The sequence below is a fragment of the Streptomyces axinellae genome (genome assembly GCF_039532135.1).
GTDB classification, from domain to species: Bacteria; Actinomycetota; Actinomycetes; order Streptomycetales; family Streptomycetaceae; genus Streptomyces; species Streptomyces axinellae.
The window spans coordinates 38584-53828 of the sequence record NZ_BAAARJ010000024.1; the positions used below are offsets into that span (position 1 = coordinate 38584).

A 15245-nucleotide genomic window follows, 5' to 3' on the forward strand; every position below is an offset into this window, starting at 1 on the left:
CTGGGAGGTGCCCGGGGAGCAGGCCCGGGCAGAGCCCCCGGCAGAGCCGCACGAGGAGCCCCAAGCCAACCCCCGCGACCAGCGGCCCGTCCTGCTGATGAGCGGCATCACCAAGACCTTCCCCGGTGTCAAGGCGCTGTCCGGGGTGGACCTCACGGTGCGCGCCGGGGAGATCCACGCGGTCTGCGGCGAGAACGGCGCGGGCAAGTCCACCTTGATGAAGGTGCTCAGCGGGGTGCACCCGCACGGCAGCTACGAGGGCGAGATCAGCTTCCTGGGCGAGCCGGCGGCCTTCAAGGACATCCGCGCCAGCGAACGCCGGGGCATCGTGATCATCCATCAGGAGCTGGCCCTGGTGCCGTTCTTGTCCATCGCGGAGAACATATTCCTCGGCAACGAGCGCACCGGCAGCGGCCGTTCGCTCGTCAACTGGAACGACACGATGGGCGAGGCGGCGCGCCTGCTGGAGCGGGTCGGGCTCCGGGAGAAGCCGCAGACGCCCGTGGCCGACATCGGCGTCGGCAAGCAGCAGCTCGTCGAGATCGCCAAGGCGCTGGCGAAGGAGGTGAAGCTGCTCATCCTCGACGAGCCGACCGCGGCCCTCAACGACGAGGACAGCGCCCAGCTGCTGAAACTCATCCTGGAGCTGCGCGCGCAGGGCATCGCCTGCATCCTCATCTCCCACAAACTCGGGGAGATCCGCCAGGTCGCCGATACCGTCACCATCTTGCGCGACGGGCGCAGCATCGAGACGCTCACGGTCCGCGAGACCCCCGAGCGGGCGCCCGAGCTGTCCGAGGAGCGCCTCATCCGCGGCATGGTCGGCCGCGACCTGGACCACCGCTTCCCCGAGCGCACCCGCTACGAGGGCGACCAGGGGGTGGCCCTGGAGGTGTCCGGCTGGACGGTGCGCCACCCCGTCGATCACCAGCGCAAGGTGGTGGACGACGCGTCGCTGACCGTGCGCCGAGGGGAGATCGTCGGCATCGCCGGGCTCATGGGCGCGGGCCGCACCGAGCTGGCCATGTCGCTGTTCGGCCGCTCCTACGGGCTGTACGAGGGCGGCACCGTGCGGGTGGACGGGCGCGAGGTGCACACCAAGACGGTGCCGGCGGCCATCGAGGCGGGCATCGCCTATGTGACCGAGGACCGCAAGCGCTACGGGCTCAACCTGATCGACACCATCAACCGCAACATCTCGCTGGCCTCCCTGTCCGGCATGACGCGGCGCGGCGTGGTGGACGAGCACCACGAGCGGGCCGTCTCCGAGCGCTACCGCACCTCCATGAACATCAAGGCGCCCTCCGTCGAGGAGCAGGTCGGCCGGCTCTCCGGCGGCAACCAGCAGAAGGTCGTGCTCAGCAGGTGGATCCACGCCGATCCGGAGGTGCTGATCCTGGACGAGCCGACCCGTGGCATCGACGTCGGCGCGAAGTTCGAGATCTACGCCGTCATCGACCAGCTCGCCGCGCAGGGAAAGGCCGTGCTGTTCATCTCCTCGGAACTGCCGGAGCTGCTCGGCATGTGCGACCGGATCTACACGATGTCCGAGGGCCGGCTGACCGGTGAGGTCGCCCGCGCCGACGCCACCCAGGAAGTCCTGATGCGCCACATGACCATGAACAGAGCTGAGGCCCCGTCATGACCACCACCTCCACCCCGCCGAAGGACTCCGCACCCGCCGCCGTACCCGAGGCGGCCCGCTCGGCGTGGGCCGTGCTGCTGGGCAACATGCGCACCCACATGCGCCAGTACGGCATGCTCACGGCGCTGGTCTTCATCGTCGTGCTCTTCCAGATATGGACCGACGGCACGCTGCTGCTGCCCAACAACGTCTCCAACCTGATCCAGCAGAACGGCTACATCCTCATCCTGGCCATGGGCATGATGATCGTCATCATCGCCGGGCACATCGACTTGTCCGTCGGCTCCCTGGTCGCCTTCGTCGGCGCCATGTCGGCCGTCATGATGGTCAAACACGACATGCCGTGGGTCCTCGCGCTGGTGCTCTCGCTGCTGATCGGCGCGGTCGCCGGAGCCTGGCAGGGCTTCTTCATCGCGTACGTCGGCATCCCGTCGTTCATCGTCACGCTGGCGGGCATGCTGCTCTTCCGGGGCCTGACGCAGATCGTGCTGGAGGGCCAGTCGCTCTCGCCCTTCCCCGAGGGCTTCCAGAACCTGGCCAAGGGCTTCATCCCCGAGATGGGCCCCTACACGCAGTACCACAACCCCACGCTGGTCATCGGCCTGGTGGCGCTCGCCCTGCTGCTGCTGCGCGAACACCGCGACCGCAAGCGGCAGTTGGCCCACGACCTGGATGTGCTGCCCGCAAGGCTCTGGGCGGCCAAGTGCGTGGCCATCGCGGCGGCCGTCATCGCCTTCACCCTCACCCTGGCCAGCTTCCACGGCGTGCCCGTCGTCATGCTGGTGATGGGCGCGCTGCTGATCGCCCTCGGCTACGTCATGCGCAACGCCGTGGTCGGGCGCCATGTGTACGCGCTCGGCGGGAACAAGGCGGCGGCCAAGCTCTCCGGCGTCAAGGACCGCCGGGTCACCTTCCTGGTGTTCGTCAACATGGGGCTGCTGGCGGCGCTCGCCGGCTGCGTGTATGCCGCGCGGCTGAACGCGGGCACCCCGCAGGCGGGCCTCAACTTCGAACTGGAGGCCATCGCCGCCTCGTTCATCGGCGGCGCCTCGATGAGCGGCGGCGTCGGCACGGTCATGGGCGCCGTCATCGGCGGACTGGTCCTGGGCGTCCTCAACAACGGCATGTCGCTGGTCGGCATCGGCACCGACTACCAGCAGGTCATCAAGGGCCTGGTGCTGCTGGCCGCCGTGGGCTTCGACGTGTGGAACAAGCGCAGGGCCGGACGCTGAGCGCGCGCCCGCGCGCAGATACACCCCGCCGTCTCCTCCCCAGGGGCCCGGGCCGGGCGCCGTCGCGGCGGAAAGCTGCCGCCGCGACGGCCGCCCCGGCGCAAAGTTCCCGCCCCGGCGGCCGGTCCCGCCCGGACCGTGCGCGCGGCCCTGTCCGTGTGCGGTCCTGTCCGTGTGCTTCCCGGGCCGGTGCGCGCGCCCCGGCGCGGTTCTGCTCGCGCATGCCGCCCGCCGTCCTGCCCGCGCCGTGCGGTCCCCGCTCAGCCCGCGAAGGGCGGTTGCGCCAGCCCCTGTCCGGCGCCGGGCAGCACCAGCAGCGAACCGTCCCGCGAGGACGGCGCGGACAGCCCGGTGCGGGCCGTGGTGACATACAGGTCATCCAGGCCCGCACCGCCGAACGCACAGGCCGTGGGCCGCCGTACGGGCAGCTCCACGACGCGGTCCAGCTTCCCGGCGGGGGTGTAGCGGCGCACCGCCGCCCCGTCGTACAGCGCCACCCACACACAGCCGTCCGCGTCCACGGTCAGCCCGTCGGGGAAGCCGGCGCCCTTCTCGACCTCGGCCAGCGGGCGCCGGCCGGCGACCAGCCCGTCCGCACGGACGTCGAAGACGTCGATCCTGCGGGTCGGGCTGTCCACGTAGTACAGCAGCCGCCCATCGGGGCTCCAGCCCGTGCCGTTGCTGATCGCCACCGACTCCAGCACCGTGTGCGCCCTGCCGTCCGGGCCCAGCCGGATCAGTGTGCCGCCGCCCGGCGCCTCGTCGTAGCGCATCGTGCCCGCCCACAGCGTGCCGTCGGGCGCTACGGCGGCATCGTTGCCCCGGCGGCCGGGGACCGGGTCGTGGCGCAGCCAGCCGAAGCCGCCGTCCGGGCCGTAGCGCCCCACCCCGTCCCGGAGGTTGACGACCAGCCCGCCGCCCGCGCGCGGTTTGGCGGCGCCCACGTGCTGCTCCGTCGCCAAGGCCGTGCGGCGGCCGGTGGCCGGGTCGAAGGTGTGCACCCGGCAGCCGAGGATGTCCACCCAGATCAGCCGCCCGGCCGCCGCGTCCCAGGTCGGGCCCTCGCCCAGCGCGGCGCCCGCGCGTACCGCCGTCTCGGCCCGCGCGCCGCTCACTGTGTACTTCCGTGCCCTGCGTGCTGTCCGTGCCCGAGCCGTTCGGACAGCTGCGCCGCGCCCTTGGCGGCCAGCTCCGCCAGTTCGGGCAGCCGCTCCTGGCTCCAGCGGATCAGCGGTACGGAGATCGACAAGGCGGCCACCACCCGCCCCGAGCGGTCGCGAACGGGCGCGGCCACACAGCTCACGTCCGGGTTCGACTCGCTCTCCTCCACGGCCAGGCCGCGCTCCCGGATCCCGGCCAGCAGACCGCGCAGCCGGGCCGGGTCGGTGACGCTGTTGCCGGTCATCGCCCGCAGCGGGGCGCCGTCGGGCAGGAGGGCGGCCCGCTCCTCGTCGGGCAGGGAGGCCAGCAGCATCTTGCCGACGGCGGTGCAGTGCGCGGGCAGCCGCCGCCCGGCCGCCGAAACCATGCGCACGGCCTGGGTGGAGTCCACCTTGGCGATGTAGATGACGTCGGCGTCCTCCAGGATCGCCACGTGCACCGTCTCCTCACAGGTCTCGGCCACCGTGCGCGCGACCTGTTCGCCCTCGGCCGCCAGGTCGAGCTGCTGGGCGTAGCGGCTGCCGAGCTGGTAGGGGCGTACCCCCAGCCGGTAGTAGCCGGGGCGGCCGGGCGCCGGCACCAGATAGGAGCGGGCCGTGAGGGTGCTGACCAGCTCGTGCACGGTGGTGCGGGGGAGCTGGAGGCGGCGCACGATGTCGGGCGCCGAGAGTGTGCCCTCCCCTTCCAAAAACAGCTCCAGGATGTCCAGGGCCCGCGTCACCGCGGGCACGAGCCGTCCCATGCCACCCTCCCTGTTCGATATCTCAACAGTCGATCGAATTACCGAACAGTCTAGCGGGGCCGGTGAGGCTGGGAAGGGCGGCCGGCTGCCCGGGGGCGTGGGCGCTGTGTGCGCTCGCGCCCCGGTGACTACATCTCGACGAGGGAGAACAGGGCTCCGTGGGGATCGCACAGGGTGGCGCGGCGGCCGTCGGCCGTCTCGCGCGGGGGAGCCAGTACGGTGCCGCCGCGCCCGGTGGCGGCGGTCACGGCGTCCTCCAGATCGGCGGTCCAGAACGTGACCTCCCAGCGGGGCCGCTGCGCCGGGTCGGAGCCGCCCGCCACCGCGTCGTCGCGCAGCGTGGCGAACTGCCAGCCTGTGCCGTCCTCCGGCTCCGGCCAGCCGAAGACCGAGCCGTAGAACAGGACGGCGGGAGCCGCCTCGGGGGTGTGCAGCTCCAGCGCGGCGGGCGCCTGCCCGGTGCCGATGACCCAGTGCCGCGGGGTCGCCCCCTGCCACAGGCCGAACGAGGCGCCGCACGGGTCGGCGGCCAGCACGGCGCGGCCCCCGCCGAACTCCACCGGGCCCACCGCCACCGTCGCGCCGCGCTCGGCGATCCGCTCCGCCCCCTTGTCCGCGTCCTCCGTCAGGAAGAACACCGTCCAGCGCACCGGCAGGCGGCGGGCGGCCTCGGCCTCGCTGATCCCGGCCACCGGCTCGCCCGCCTCCATGGCCACCCGGAATTCGGGCGCGAGGTCGCCGTCCTGGAAGGACCAGCCCAGCACCGCGCCGTAGAACTCCTCCGTGGCCCGCTGGTCGTGGGTCGTCAGGCTGACCCAGCAGGGCGCACCGGGACGTGCGGCCATCTCTTTCCACCTCTGCTTTCGCTCACCGGAGCGGCGGGTGCCGCCGTATCCGCGAGCGGGTGCCCGCTGCGATCTTCGTCAAACGCCCTTCGGCTACCGGGCGTAGAGCGGGGAACACCGTGAGGCAACCACTCTGACCTGCGAAGATGCCCTTGGCTGAGGAGTGTGTCACGGTGAAAATATGCCCCCGGACAGGGGTGGCACGACAGTGTGAATTCCGCTGGAAGCGGCACGGGAATCCGCTTCTTCCTGTCTTGCACAGCACCCGATGTGAGACGCGGGAGTGAGCAGACCATGAGCAGCACCGAGCTTCGTACGAACAAGAAGCAGGCCCCCCGCCGCACCCATCACGACGCCCCGGATACGGCCGCGGACTTCGAGGCACTGGCCAAGCTGCCCGAGGGGCCCGAGCGCCGGCGCCTCCAGGACTGCGTGGTGACCGCCTGGCTCCCGATGGCACACCGTCTGGCCCGCAAGTTCCGCAACCGGGGCGAGTCGCTGGAGGATCTGGAGCAGGTCGCGGCCCTCGCGCTGGTGAAGTCCGTGGAGCGTTACGACCCCGCGCGCGGCAACGCCTTCGAGACCTTCGCCATCCCCACCATCTACGGTGAACTGAAGCGCCACTTCCGCGACAACATGTGGGAGATCCACGTCCCGCGCCGGGTGCAGGACCTGCGCAACCGGGTCCGCGCGAGCCTGCGCGAGCTGGAGCTGACCGCCTCGGGCCGCTCGCCCACCGTGGCGGAACTCGCCGCACACGCCGGGCTGTCCGAGGAGGACACCCTCGCCGGTATGGAAGCTCTCCAGTGCTTCAACTCCCTCTCCCTCGACGCCCCCGTCTCCCCGGACGCGGGCAGCGGGGCCGAGGGGTCGGCCGACGGCACGATCTGCCTGATGGACACCCTGAGCGCCGATGAGAGCGGCTACGACCACGTCGTGGACCGCGAGGCGGTCAGGGCCGTGCTGTGCCGGATGCCCGAGCGCGAACAACTCCTGCTCTACCTGCGCTTCTTCCGCGAGCAGACGCAGACGCAGATCGCCCGCAGGCTGGGCGTCTCCCAGATGCACGTCTCCCGGCTGCTGGCCTCGGCCTGCCGCCGCGTGCGCGAGGAGATCGAGGAGGAGGAGCGCACCCGCACTCCTCGCGCGGCGGCCTGAACAGCGCGGCGGCCTGAACGCCGGGGACGCGCCCGCGCCCGTGGGCAGGGGCGCACCCGTGGGACAGGCCCGGCACGGGCCGAGCCGGTCAGCGCGGGATGCTGAAGGAGGCGGCCTTGGGATCGAAGGCGGTGTCCCCGTCCTCGGCCGTCGCCAGCGTGGCGACGTACCAGGTGCCCTTGGCCGGCCTGGCGGCGTCCTTGGGGGTGACCTTCAGGACGTAGGTGCAGGTGGCCCTCTCCTCCCCGGTCTCCTTGCACGTGGCGTTCTCGGCGTGCGTCATCTCCTTCTTCTTGGGCTCCAGGCCCGAAGACTTGGGCCACGCCAGCACCTTGACGCCGCGCACCCCGGAGTCGTCGCTCACCTTTGCCGTGACGGTGAGCGCACCATCGTTGCCGGAGGTGGGGGCGGTGTAGCGGGCGGAGGTGCTCTGCACGGTCAGCGGGGTCGAAGCGGTGGCCGCCGCGACGCCTCCCGCGGCGATACCGCCGACTGCGACGGCACCGGCGACCGACACGGCAATGGCGCGCTTGGACATGAGAATTCCCCTCGGAAGTGTCATCGGGCGGGCCGGAAGGCCGCCGCCCGCTCTCGCTCAACTGCTGCGCGGAACACGCCAGTTGGCGAGTGCGCCGGGTGCGGCAGCTGGTCGCCGCCGCCGTGTTCCGTGCTGTGTCCGAGCCTATGAGCGGGGCGCCGGACGATCCTCGGACCCGGGGATGAACGTGCTCTCCAACCAGAGATAGAGCGCGGTCCGGCGCGACGTCCTCCGCATGGGAGGGCGCGGCCTGCGCGGGGAAGGGCGCGGCCTCCGCTGGAAACGGAGCGACGGGGAAAGCGGGGGAGGCACGGGGGAGGGGACCGGACCGGAACCCGGCCGAGGCGGCGGGTGGGAGAGCCTCCTCGGCCGGGTCCCGGGGTTCAGCGGGCCGCCGGGAGGCAGGCGGCCCGGCCGTTCAGCGGCCCTGGAGGGACCTGACGTTGTCGCCGAAGGTCCAGGACCGGGCGCCGTCCCAGTTCAGCGACCAGGTCATCAGGCCCTTGAGGGCACCCCCGTAGTGGTTCCACGCCTGGGCGACCAGGCCCGGCGCCATGTAGCCGCCACCCGCGCCCGGCTGCGCCGGGAGGCCCGGGACCTGCTTGCCGTAGGGCACGCGGATGGTGGCACCCCTTCGACTCGGCCTCGCACATCTCGGCCGGGGTGGCGACCTTCACCGTGGCGTCCATCCCGTCCTCCCACAGGGCGGTGCCGTCCGAACGGATCACGGGGAAGGCCGCATTGAGCACGTTGTAGCCGTGGCCGCCGATACGGGAGTCCGTGATGGGCGTCCAGCCGAAGGGCGGGTGGACGCCGTTGGCCGCGCCGTCCCAGTTCTCCCAGTACCCCTGGAGCACCTTGCCCGCGGGTTTCGGCTTGACCGCGCAGGTCTCCGCCCGGGGCGCTCGACCGGAGGCGGAGGTGGAGGCCGCCGCCGGAGCCTTCCGCGCCGTCGCCGAGGCCGCCCCCGGCAGCGAGGCCGCCGTCAACTGCACCGCGCAGGGCCACCGCCGCCCCGACACCCAGCAGCCGCACTCTTCGACCGATCATGCCGCGCTCCTCTCCGACCCTCCGGACCGGTGACAGCGGCGGAACCGCCGCGTCGCGTCGCGGCGCACGGTAAAGAGGTCCAGACCTCTCATCAATAGGTTTGGACCGAATTGCGGCAGGGTGCGCCGGACCGCCCGCCGCTCGCGTCCCGCCCGCACGCCCGACTCGTGCCATACCCGCTCTCGCGCCGCCCGGCGGTGCCACGGCACCCATCGGCGGGCTCTTCCCAGGTCCCTCGTTTCGCCGCGTGCGGCGGGGGTTACCCCTGCGGGGACCCCACCGACCCCGCCGCAGCCGGAGGAACCATGGCGCTCCCGCCGCACGAGACCGAGTCAGCCGACGGACCCCACATCCCCGGACGCCCGGGGCAGGAGGTTCCGCAGCTGGAGGAGCCGACCACGCCGCGCGAGCCGCTGCCGCCCAAGCAGGACCAGTCGGGCCCCGAGGTCTACTCGCCCACCGGGGCCCCGGCCGACGCCGACCCCGAGGTACGGGCCCAGTCGGGCGCGTACCTGACGACCGCTCAAGGGCTGCGGCTGCCCGACACGGACCACTCGCTCAAGGCCGGCGAGCGCGGCCCCGTGCTGCTCCAGGACCACCACCTGCGGGAGAAGATCACCCACTTCGACCACGAGCGCATCCCCGAGCGGGTGGTGCACGCGCGGGGCGCGGCGGCGCACGGCGTCTTCCGCGGCTACGGCACGGCCTCCGCCGTCACCAAGGCGGCCTTCCTCGGCAAGGACATCGAAACGCCGGTCTTCGTCCGCTTCTCCACGGTGCTCGGCTCGCGCGGCTCGGCCGACACGGTCCGCGACACCCGCGGCTTCGCGACGAAGTTCTCCACCACACAGGGCACCTTCGACCTCGTCGGCAACAACATCCCGGTCTTCTTCATCCAGGACGCCGTCAAGTTCCCCGACATCATCCACGCGGGCAAGCCGCACCCCGACCGGGAGATCCCGCAGGCCCAAAGCGCCCACGACACCTTCTGGGACTTCGTCTCCCTGCACACCGAGGCCACCCACCACACCCTCTGGAACATGTCCGACCGGGGCATCCCGCGCTCCTACCGGATGATGGAGGGCTTCGGCATCCACACTTTCCGGCTGGTCAACGAGCAAGGCGGCACCACGCTGGTGAAGTTCCACTGGAAGCCCAGGGCCGGGGTGCACTCCCTGATGTGGGAGGAGGCCCAGATCGCGGGCGGCGTCGATCCCGACTTCCACCGCCGAGACCTGGCCGACGCCATCGAGGCCGGCGCCTACCCGGAGTGGGAGCTGGGCATCCAGACATTCCCCGACACCCCCGAGCAGACCTTCGAGGGCATCGACCTGCTCGACCCCACAAAGATCGTCCCCGAGGAGTGGGCCCCGGTGCAGCCCGTCGGGCTGATGACACTGACCGCCAACCCCTCCAACTACTTCGCCGAGACCGAACAGGTCGCCTTCCACCCCGGCCACCTGGTCCCCGGTATCGACATCACCGACGATCCGCTGCTGGCCGGGCGGCTGTTCTCCTACCTGGACACCCAGATCAGCAGGCTGGGCGGGCCCAACTTCGCCCAGCTGCCCATCAACCGGACCCACGCGCCCGTCAACGACATGCTGCGCGACGGTATGCACCAGACGGCCCTCCACACCGGCGTCGCCCCCTACCACCCCAACTCCCTCGACGGCGGCTGCCCCTTCCAGGCCGGGGCGGGCGCGGGCGGCTATGTGGAGGTGCCGCTGGCCATGAACCCGCAGGCGGCCAAGGTGCGCGCGGCACCCGCCTCCTTCGACGACCACACCAGCCAGCCCCGCCGCTTCTGGCTCAGCCTCACCCCGATCGAGCGCGAGCATGTGATCGCCGCGTACACCTTCGAGTTGAGCAAGTGCTACGAGAACACCATCAAGGAGCGCAACCTGCGCGTGCTGGCCGACATCGACCCCGAGCTGTGCTCCCAGGTCGCCGCCGGACTCGGGCTGCCGGCGCCGGAGCCCTCCGCGCCCCTCGCGCAGGTCGATCCGAGCCCCGCGCTCTCCCAGCTCGGCGCCTCCTGGCCGGTCGATGGCCGGGTCCTGGGCATCATCGCCGACGAGAACAGCGACCTGGCAGCCCTCGCCCGACTGCGCGGCACGGCACTGGAAAACGGCATGGTCCCGCTGGTGGTCGCCCCGCACGGCGGAGAGCTGGCGGGCGGCGGCGCGGCCCCGGTCGTCGTCCAGCGCACCTTCGCCAACGCCCGCTCCGTCGAATTCGACGCGCTCCTGGTCTCGGGAGTCCCCGCCGAGGGCGACGACGCCTACGGGGCCCGCGATGTGAAGGCCGGTCAGGGGCTGTCCAGCGAGGGCACCGACCCGCGCGTGCTGCTCCTGCTGTCCGAGGCGTACCGGCACTCCAAGGCGCTGGGTGCCTGGGGCGGCGGTGGTGACGTGCTGAGCGCGGCGGGCTGCCCGGAGGGCCTGCCCGGCATCGTCGTCGATGACGACCCGGGCACCGTGCTCGCCCGGGTGACCGACCTGCTGGCCACCCACCGCGTGTGGGACCGCTTCCCCACGGCGGCGTTCCACAGCTGACGGCGGGCCGCCGCCACCCGCTGTCGCGCCGCCACCCGTCGCCCGCCCCGGCTCCGGCCGGGGGCGGGCGAGGTTCCTGCTCGCCGGCCCCCGGGCCCGTATGGGTCAAGATGTCTCCTGCCACCGGAGCCGTCCCACGGGGAGATGACATGACCGCACTGCCGCAGCCTTTCGACGACGAGGCGTTCCACGCCGCGCCCTACGCCGTATACGCAAAACTCAGGGAGGAGGCGCCCGTTCACAGGGTGGCCCTGCCCGACGGGACGCCTGCGTGGCTCGTCACCCGCGACGAGGACGTGCGTGCCGGGCTGGCCGACCCCCGGCTGTCGGTGGACAAGGCCCACGCCAAGAGCGGCTACAAGGGTTTCTCCCTGCCGCCCGCGCTCGACGCCAACCTCCTCAACATGGACCAGGCCGACCACCTGCGGCTGCGGCGCCTGGTCGCACAGGGCTTCACCCCCCGCCGTATCGAAGCCCTGCGCGGCGACATCCAGGCCGTTGTCGACCGCCTCGCGGACGGCCTCGCCGCGCGGTTGGAGGCGGGCCAGGAGGCCGACTTCGTCCACGACTTCGCGACCCCGCTGCCGCTGACCGTCATCTGCGACCTCTTCCAGGTACCCGAGGAGGAGCGGCGCCCCTTCGCCTCCTGGGTGACCACGATGATCGCCATGGCCGACCCGCGCGCGGTCGCCGAGGCCATCACCTCCGTGCACGGCTTCCTGCGCTCCCTGGTGGACCGGCGCAGGAAGGACCCGCGCGACGACCTCCTCTCCGCGCTCATCCACGCCAGGGACGAGGGCGACCGGCTCTCCGAGGACGAGCTGTGCTCCCTCGCCTTCCTCGTCCTCGGCGCCGGTATTGAGAACGTCCAGCACACGCTCAGCGCGGGGGTCCTCGCCCTGCTCGGCGACCCGGACACGCTCGGGGCGCTGAGGGCGGAGCCCGCGCTTCGCACCGCCGCCGTCGAGGAGGTGCTGCGCCTCGCCCACCCGAACCACACGGCCCTCCGGCGCTTCCCGCGCGAGGACATCGAGTACGGGGGCGTCACCCTCCCCGCTGGTGACACCGTCCTGCTGGGCCTGGCCTCGGCCAACCGCGACCCCGCCCGCTACGAGCGGCCCGACGAACTGGACGTCCACCGCGCCGACAACGCCCACCTCTCCCTCGGCCAGGGCATGCACTACTGCCTCGGCGCCCCCCTGGCCCGGATGGAGATCGGCCTGGCGCTGGAGACGCTGCTCGGCCGCTTCCCCGGGCTGCGGCCCGCGGTCGCACCCGAGCGGCTGATCTGGCGGACGTCGTTCCGCTCCCACGCCCTCGCCCGGCTGCCCCTCACCCTGAGCTGACTGAGCTGACTGAGCTGACTGAGCGGACTGGTCGGGTCCCGCTGAGTGCGGGGTGGGTGGACGGCGGACAGCGGGCGGTGGTGGGTCCCGGCCCCGTTCCGGTGGTCCGGCCGGCTGCCCCGCCCGGCTCGAACGCACTGCTCCCGGCTCGCGGGGGCTCACGGACGTGCCCCGGCTGAAAAGCGGCGCATCATCCCACGCGTGGGAACGGAGCGCTACCTGACAGATGTCAGGGTCGATATAGGATGCCCGCGGCCGAGGGGGGAGGTTCACCATGGACACGGTCATCGTGCAACTGCCCGAAGGCGAAGGGCAGTTCGAGGGAGCTTCCACCGACCGGCCCCGCCTGCTGCACCTGGGGCCCGGTGAGACGGCCGAATTCGGCCGGGGCGGGCCCGGCAGCCCGGTGGAGGTCGCGCTCCGCGACCCCGGGGTCTCCCGCCACGCGGGCCAGATCACCGCGGCCGAGGACTACTGGCGGCTGTCCAACTACAGCGGGCACGTCACCTACGTGGTGGAGAACATGGAGGGCGCGGGGGAGCACATCAAGGTCGCGCCGGGACGGCTGGGCGCCCCCGTGCCGTTCGAATTCTCCCGGGTGGTGCTGCCCTCCCGCGAAGGCACCGCGTCGTTCAAGGTGTTCGCCCCCGAGCACGCGTACCTGGACGCCGGGGTCGGCCTCCGTACCGGGGAGCCCACCCAGAGCCCGTTCGCCCTGGACCAGACCGCGAAGTATTTCCTCGTCCTGCTCGCCCTGTGCGAGCCCCGGCTCAGGGACCCCTCCAGCGGCGCGATCCCCGGCGTCGGCGAAGTCCTCGACCGGCTGCGCCCGCTGGAGGGCCTGGAGGATCTGACACGCTCGGCCGTCAACTACCACATCGAGTATCTGGCCACGGTCAAACTGCGGCTGCGCGAGGACGCCGAGGAGCGCCCGGCGGGCACCAGCCGCAAGCGGGCCGAACTCGTCGCGCTCGCCCTGCGCTTCGACCTGGTGCGCGAGGAACACCTCGCCCTCCTGCGCCCGTCCCGCGCCGAGGGCGCCGAGGGCACCGGACCGGAGCACCCGGGGGAGCGCCCGGGAGAACGCCCGGGGGAGGGTCGCGCCGATGGATGACGGCCCCCCGCGCCTCGATCTGCCCGCCGGGTACCGGGTGGGGGAGTGGACGCTGAACGGCCGGCTCGGCGCGGGAAGCTGGGGCGTGGTGTACGCGGCAGAGGACGCGGCGGGCGGCCGGGCCGCCGTCAAGCTCCTGCCGACCCACTTGCTGCCACCGGGCCAGCGCGAGTCCATGGAACAACTCGTCCGGCGCGAGGTGCGCTTCAGCCTGGAGGCCGACCACCCGCACGTGGTGCGCACCCGCGCGGCGCTGACCCTGCACGACCCGCACCGACCGGAACTGGAGGGCGTCACCGCGCTGGTCATGGACCGCGCCGAGCGCAGCCTCCAGGAGCTGCTGGCCGACGGGGCCGGAGTGGCCGACGGGGCCGGAGTGGCCGACGGGGCCGGAGGGTCCGGGGGTTCGGACGGGCCGGGCAACGGCGACCCGGACGGGCCGGGCCCGGTGCCCGGGGCGGGGCGCGTCCTCGCCGGGGTCGCGGCGGGGCTGGCCCACATCCACGGGCGGGGCTGGGTGCACGGTGATCTCAAGCCCGGCAACGTGCTGCTCGCACCCGAAGGGGAGGTGTGGCTGGCCGACTTCGGACTGACCGCCGAGCTGGACGGCACCCACGCCTACGTCCCCCCGCTGGGCTCGCTCGACCATGTGCCGCCCGAATGGTGGTCGGACCGCGAGGGAGGGCGCAGCGTCGTGCGCCCCACCGCCGACATCTGGGCCTTCGGCGTGCTGGCCCACCAGGTGCTCACCGGCGGCGCGCATCCCTTCCCGGGCGGCACGGCCCGCGCCCGCGCGCTGGCCGCGCAGGCGTACGCGCGCGGCCATGCCGAACTCCGCCTCGACAACCGCCTTCCCGCGCCCTGGCGCGAGCTGATCGCGGACTGCCTCCGCCCCGACCACGCCTCCCGCGCGGCCCTCGGCGCCGCGGAACTGGCCGCCAGGGCGGAGGCGTTGCGGGCCGTCCCGGCCAGGGACGATGCGGGACGCGCGGGGTGGGGCGGGCGAGCCGGGCGAGCCGGGAAAGATGCGGCACCGAGCGGGCCCGGCCCGGGCGGGGCGTCACGGCCGCCGGGTGCCCGGCGACGTCGTCGTCTCGCCGTTCTGGCGGCGGCCGTCGGCGTGCCCGTTGCGGGGGCCGCCACTGTCGCCGGTTTCCTTCTGGCGGACGGCACCGCGGCCCCCGAGAACAAGCCGGAGGCCACCGCCTCGGCGGGCCGGGTGCCCGGCGCCCTCCCGGCCAGGAGCGACGTACCGCGCTCCCTGCGGCCCATGCTCACCCGCGCCGCCCGGCTGTGCGCGGACGAGGACATCACCCCGGCGCTGCTCGCGGCGATGCTCAAGGCGGAGAGCGGCTTCGACGCCAAGGCGCGGCGCCCCCGGACCGACGAGTACGGCATCGCGATGTGGACGCCGTCCGTCTTCAAGGCGTGGGCCGTGGACGGCGACCACGACGGCGACAAGGACTACATGTCCCCGCCCGACGCGATCTCGACCATGTCCACCTATGTGTGCTGGCTGGACCAGCAGTTCAAGGAGAAGGGCATGCGCGAGGACATGCCCGGCCTCCTCGCGGCCGGGTACCGCACCAGTTCGCGCACGGTCATCGAGGAGGGCGGCGTCCCCCAGCGCACCCGCTCCCATGTGAACCGCGTCAAGCGCTACCTGAAGCAATACACGAGCTGACCGCCCCCGGCGCCGGCCGGCCCCGTACTGATCAGCCCCGTACCGACCGGCCCGCGCCGGGCGGCGCCCCGCCCCCGCAAGGCGCGCCGCGACCGGTGCGGCCGGCCCCCACGGGGGCGGGAGGGCTCGCGCACGCGTCGGCTCCCCCGAGATCCGGCGCGCGCCGCGATTC

At 72.8% G+C, this 15245-nt stretch carries 11 protein-coding genes and 1 pseudogene; 7 read left to right on the forward strand and 5 right to left on the reverse strand.

Translation table 11 applies throughout. From position 1 onward, the window contains the following. Positions 1–7 precede the first annotated feature (7 nt). Positions 8–1645, forward strand: a complete 1638-nt coding sequence (gene mmsA, locus ABD339_RS29060) for a multiple monosaccharide ABC transporter ATP-binding protein (RefSeq protein WP_425576132.1) — start codon at positions 8–10, stop codon at positions 1643–1645. Further along, a complete protein-coding gene (gene mmsB / locus ABD339_RS29065; protein ID WP_344570123.1) occupies positions 1642–2877 on the forward strand; it encodes a multiple monosaccharide ABC transporter permease in 1236 nt (411 codons plus the stop codon). Before mmsA ends, mmsB begins: the two co-directional genes overlap by 4 nt. Before the next feature lie 260 nt (positions 2878–3137). Here the strand turns inward: mmsB and ABD339_RS29070 are convergent, their stop codons facing one another. From ABD339_RS29070 to ABD339_RS29080, 3 genes are all read right to left on the reverse strand, one after another. Next, a complete protein-coding gene (locus ABD339_RS29070) occupies positions 3138–3992 on the reverse strand; it encodes an SMP-30/gluconolactonase/LRE family protein (protein ID WP_344570124.1) in 855 nt (284 codons plus the stop codon). After that, positions 3989–4780 (reverse strand): IclR family transcriptional regulator, encoded by a 792-nt coding sequence (locus ABD339_RS29075; protein ID WP_344570125.1) that lies wholly within the window; start codon positions 4778–4780, stop codon positions 3989–3991. Before ABD339_RS29075 ends, ABD339_RS29070 begins: the two co-directional genes overlap by 4 nt. A gap of 128 nt (positions 4781–4908) precedes the next feature. After that, the gene (locus ABD339_RS29080; protein ID WP_344570126.1) at positions 4909–5625 is read right to left on the reverse strand and encodes a VOC family protein; all 717 of its coding nucleotides are present in this window, start codon (positions 5623–5625) and stop codon (positions 4909–4911) included. A 294-nt stretch (positions 5626–5919) separates the two neighbouring features. Between ABD339_RS29080 and ABD339_RS29085 the strand changes: the two genes are divergently transcribed. Next, positions 5920–6783, forward strand: a complete 864-nt coding sequence (locus tag ABD339_RS29085; protein ID WP_344570127.1) for a SigB/SigF/SigG family RNA polymerase sigma factor — start codon at positions 5920–5922, stop codon at positions 6781–6783. 88 nt (positions 6784–6871) lie between these two features. Here the strand turns inward: ABD339_RS29085 and ABD339_RS29090 are convergent, their stop codons facing one another. Both ABD339_RS29090 and ABD339_RS29095 read right to left on the reverse strand, forming a co-directional pair. Next, a complete protein-coding gene (locus tag ABD339_RS29090; RefSeq protein ID WP_344570128.1) occupies positions 6872–7321 on the reverse strand; it encodes a DUF5707 domain-containing protein in 450 nt (149 codons plus the stop codon). Positions 7322–7739: 418 nt separating this feature from the next. After that, positions 7740–8371, reverse strand: a pseudogene (locus tag ABD339_RS29095) (hypothetical protein). Between the two features lie 305 nt (positions 8372–8676). Between ABD339_RS29095 and ABD339_RS29100 the strand changes: the two are divergent. The 4 genes from ABD339_RS29100 to ABD339_RS29115 all read left to right on the forward strand — a co-directional run bounded on the left by ABD339_RS29100 (position 8677) and on the right by ABD339_RS29115 (position 15073). Then, positions 8677–10929, forward strand: coding sequence for a catalase (locus ABD339_RS29100; protein WP_344570129.1), 2253 nt, complete (start codon positions 8677–8679; stop codon positions 10927–10929). Positions 10930–11078: 149 nt separating this feature from the next. Next, a complete protein-coding gene (locus tag ABD339_RS29105; RefSeq protein ID WP_344570130.1) occupies positions 11079–12275 on the forward strand; it encodes a cytochrome P450 family protein in 1197 nt (398 codons plus the stop codon). 274 nt (positions 12276–12549) lie between these two features. After that, positions 12550–13389, forward strand: coding sequence for a serine/threonine protein kinase (locus ABD339_RS29110; RefSeq protein WP_344570131.1), 840 nt, complete (start codon positions 12550–12552; stop codon positions 13387–13389). Further along, positions 13382–15073, forward strand: coding sequence for a protein kinase domain-containing protein (locus tag ABD339_RS29115; protein WP_344570132.1), 1692 nt, complete (start codon positions 13382–13384; stop codon positions 15071–15073). Before ABD339_RS29110 ends, ABD339_RS29115 begins: the two co-directional genes overlap by 8 nt. Positions 15074–15245: the final 172 nt, after the last annotated feature.

Excerpts from the sequence above, each read along its gene's own strand:
- ABD339_RS29080 (WP_344570126.1), bottom strand. The coding sequence starts at position 5,625 with ATGGCCGCACGTCCCGGTGCGCCCTGCTGGGTCAGCCTGACGACCCAC.
- ABD339_RS29100 (WP_344570129.1), top strand. The coding sequence starts at position 8,677 with ATGGCGCTCCCGCCGCACGAGACCGAGTCAGCCGACGGACCCCACATC.
- ABD339_RS29075 (WP_344570125.1), bottom strand. The coding sequence starts at position 4,780 with ATGGGACGGCTCGTGCCCGCGGTGACGCGGGCCCTGGACATCCTGGAG.
- mmsB (WP_344570123.1), top strand. The coding sequence starts at position 1,642 with ATGACCACCACCTCCACCCCGCCGAAGGACTCCGCACCCGCCGCCGTA.
- ABD339_RS29115 (WP_344570132.1), top strand. The coding sequence starts at position 13,382 with ATGGATGACGGCCCCCCGCGCCTCGATCTGCCCGCCGGGTACCGGGTG.
- ABD339_RS29110 (WP_344570131.1), top strand. The coding sequence starts at position 12,550 with ATGGACACGGTCATCGTGCAACTGCCCGAAGGCGAAGGGCAGTTCGAG.
- ABD339_RS29085 (WP_344570127.1), top strand. The coding sequence starts at position 5,920 with ATGAGCAGCACCGAGCTTCGTACGAACAAGAAGCAGGCCCCCCGCCGC.
- ABD339_RS29090 (WP_344570128.1), bottom strand. The coding sequence starts at position 7,321 with ATGTCCAAGCGCGCCATTGCCGTGTCGGTCGCCGGTGCCGTCGCAGTC.
- ABD339_RS29105 (WP_344570130.1), top strand. The coding sequence starts at position 11,079 with ATGACCGCACTGCCGCAGCCTTTCGACGACGAGGCGTTCCACGCCGCG.